We start from the raw sequence: 474 nt of genomic DNA, 5'->3' as shown, positions 1-474 counted from the left end.
AATTAATCTACCCGAAGGTAAGGATGTACTCCTGTTTGAACTCGACAAAAATGATATTGGCGAAAAGCTTTCCTCTGAAAAACTCAGTCCTCTGCTTTCTGTTTATAAAGTTGCTGATCGTAAGGAGGCAATTAAAGTTGTTCAAAGGCTTTTGAATTATCAGGGTGCTGGTCATAATGCCGCTATTCAGATTGGGGCTCTAAATGATCCATTTGTCAAAGAATATGCTGATGCGGTTTCTGTTTCACGAATTCTTGTCAATCAGCCTGACTCAATTGGTGGAGTAGGTGATATTTATACGGATGCTTTGCGGCCAAGTATGACGCTCGGTACAGGATCATGGGGGAAGAATTCATTGTCACATAACTTATCTACTTACGATTTGCTAAATATTAAAACGGTTGCTCGTCGTCGCAATCGTCCACAGTGGGTTCGCCTTCCAAAAGAAATTTATTACGAGAAAAACGCGATTAC

Annotated in this window: 1 pseudogene; it reads left to right on the top strand. The window is 40.5% G+C overall.

What is annotated here, in order from left to right:
* Positions 1-474, top strand: a pseudogene (locus KH893_RS11875) (bifunctional acetaldehyde-CoA/alcohol dehydrogenase); the annotation flags it as partial.

The organism is Liquorilactobacillus sicerae (genome assembly GCF_029916425.1).
Taxonomy (GTDB): domain Bacteria; phylum Bacillota; class Bacilli; order Lactobacillales; family Lactobacillaceae; genus Liquorilactobacillus; species Liquorilactobacillus sicerae.
Note: the sequence above shows the minus strand (reverse complement) of the source record. Positions and strands in the feature narration are given on the sequence as shown.